This is a genomic window from Pseudonocardia sp. EV170527-09 (genome assembly GCF_008369905.1).
Taxonomy (GTDB): domain Bacteria; phylum Actinomycetota; class Actinomycetes; order Mycobacteriales; family Pseudonocardiaceae; genus Pseudonocardia.
On sequence record NZ_VRMC01000212.1, the window covers coordinates 1 to 2,224 of the forward strand.

Here is a 2,224-nt window from a genome sequence, read left to right on the forward strand (position 1 = left end):
CGGTTCTGGCTCACCATCTCGCCGATGGCGGTGACCCACTGTTGATCACTCTCACGATGCGTCACTACCTGGGCCACTCTCTGGCTGACTGCTTGAAGGCGTTGAGTGTGGCGTGGGAGAAGGTCACCCAGGGTTGGGCAGCCCAGGATGACTACCGGATGCTCGGGCTGCGTGGCTGGGTTCGGGCTCTGGAGGTCACCTACTCTGTGGACAACGGCTGGCATGTCCATCTGCATATCCTCATGGTGGTGGAGCAGGGGATGTCGGAGGAGGCGATCGAGGCTCTGACCGGTGGATGGTTCTCCCGCTGGTCGGCTGGTCTGGTCAAGGCCGGGATGCCTGCACCTACTGAGGAACACGGTGTTGACGTGCAGCGGGCTGATCCTGGGGCGATGGCTGAGACTTCTGGGTCCTGGGCCCGCTACGTGTGCAAGGGTCTGGCCAGCGAGGCGGTCATGGGCTCGACCAAGGCTGCGCGCGGTACCTCCCGGTCGATCTATGAGCTGATGCGTGATGCCACGGTCGGCCGACGCTTCGAGAACCCCGACACCGGCCAGGTCGTCCAGCTCGCCGACATGCAGGCTCGGGCCCTGCTCGCCGAGTACGAGGAGGCCATCCGCGGCCGTAAGCAGCTCACCTGGTCACAGCGCTCTCACGACCTGCGCAACGGCGTTGACATGGAGCCGGAGAAGAGCGATGAGGACATCGTCGCCGAGGACCTGGAGGGCGAGGACGTCGCGGTCATCCCCACGTACTCCTGGAAGATCGTTGAGCCCCGGGCGGCTGAGCTGCTCGCTGTCACCGAGCGTCACGGTGCTGATGCTGGACGAGCGTGGCTTGATGATGTCGGGGTCGAGTGGTGGTTACCGATCGGTCTCACTGACGCCCGCCGACCCGGCATCGCACCCGGCTTCGACGGCTGACCTTGACGTGAAGCGTTTTCCTTAGGAAAACGCACAACTTGCTCCGCCGCGGGCGGTCTTCGCCGGAAGTCAAGATCAACAGAAACACACACACAGACCTATGCATCCACTGACGAGCACCGGGGGACCGGACCCGCACCGAACCGACGAAGCGGACAGAGCAGACAGAACAGTGCCCACCAGGGCCTGGTCTCGGCGGTCGAGGCGACGCTGCCCGGTCGAGCTGGCAACGGTGCCGCACGCACTATGCCCGCAACCAGCCGGACGACCGCAGCGCGGTCCTGGCTGGTGCCCTCACCCTCGTCGGGGCGAGGACGCGGGTGTGGTCGGGGACGCTGTAGATCGTCACGCCGTTGTCGTCGACGGGTTTGTGGTGGACGCCTCCGGTCGGTGTGCGGGTGGTGTGGTGGGTCCACGGCGGTGGGTGCACGTCGGTCACGCCCTGAGTCATGTCACCGACCGCCACCGCTCGTGTGCGGCCTGGCGGGTCATGCCGGTCGCGGCACCGATCGTGGCCCAGGACGCCCCGTTCTCCCGGGCGGCCTGGACGGCGGTGGCCAGGATCTCGGCCGCGACCCGTGCTTCGTGCGCGGCAGCGTGCGCTCGGCGGGCGGCGGCACCGAGATCGGCCAGCGGGTCGTGCACCGCGTCAGGCACGTCCTCGGGCAGGCCCGGCTCCGGCTCGGCCACCGGTTCGGTCGGCTCGGCCACTGACTCGGCCACTGACTCGGCCACCGGCTCGGCGCTCGTGGAGCGCTGAGAGTGTTTCTGCCGCTTCGGACTGCCCTGGCTGGTGCCCTCACCCTCGTCGGGGCTGTCGAGGGGTGCAGGGACCCACTCGGCCACGTGTGCGCGCCACTCTGGTGCCAGCTCCTCCCGGGACTGCTTCCGGTAGCGGCGCACGATGAGCGCCCCTTCGGCGCGGGGTGCGTCGTGCGGGGGCCCTGCCCAGCCACATGAGCACACCGCCCGTCGCGCCACCGCTGGCACGGTCTCGGCGGACGGGTCGACCACGCCGTCGGCGTCGATCGACATCACCGACCCCACGTGCTCCGGACCGTCGGGGTGCCCACCCTCGATCCGCCACGGCCCGTGAACCTTGGCGTTGCGCGCCATCACGCACCCCCACCGGGGGCGACCTCGATGTCGGTCGACACTGCGTCCAGCATCTGCTCGATCCGGGATTGGTGGGTCGATCCGGTCATGTCAGGACTCCTTGACGAGGACTGTCAGTCAAGCTTGACTGACAGTCTCAGTGTAGCCGATGTCAGGGTGCCTTGACGAGAGATTTGTCAGGAAAT

2 protein-coding genes are annotated in these 2,224 nt (G+C 67.6%); one reads left to right on the forward strand and one right to left on the reverse strand.

The features are described 5' to 3' along the window. The coding region (locus tag FVA95_RS28405) for a protein rep (RefSeq protein WP_205016023.1) at positions 1 to 923 on the forward strand (923 nt) is incomplete at its 5' end. 447 nt (positions 924 to 1,370) lie between these two features. Here FVA95_RS28405 and FVA95_RS31445 read toward each other — a convergent pair. Next, entirely contained in the window at positions 1,371 to 2,039 is a 669-nt protein-coding gene (locus tag FVA95_RS31445) for a hypothetical protein (protein WP_162557704.1), read from the reverse strand. Between the last annotated feature and the right edge of the window lie 185 nt (positions 2,040 to 2,224).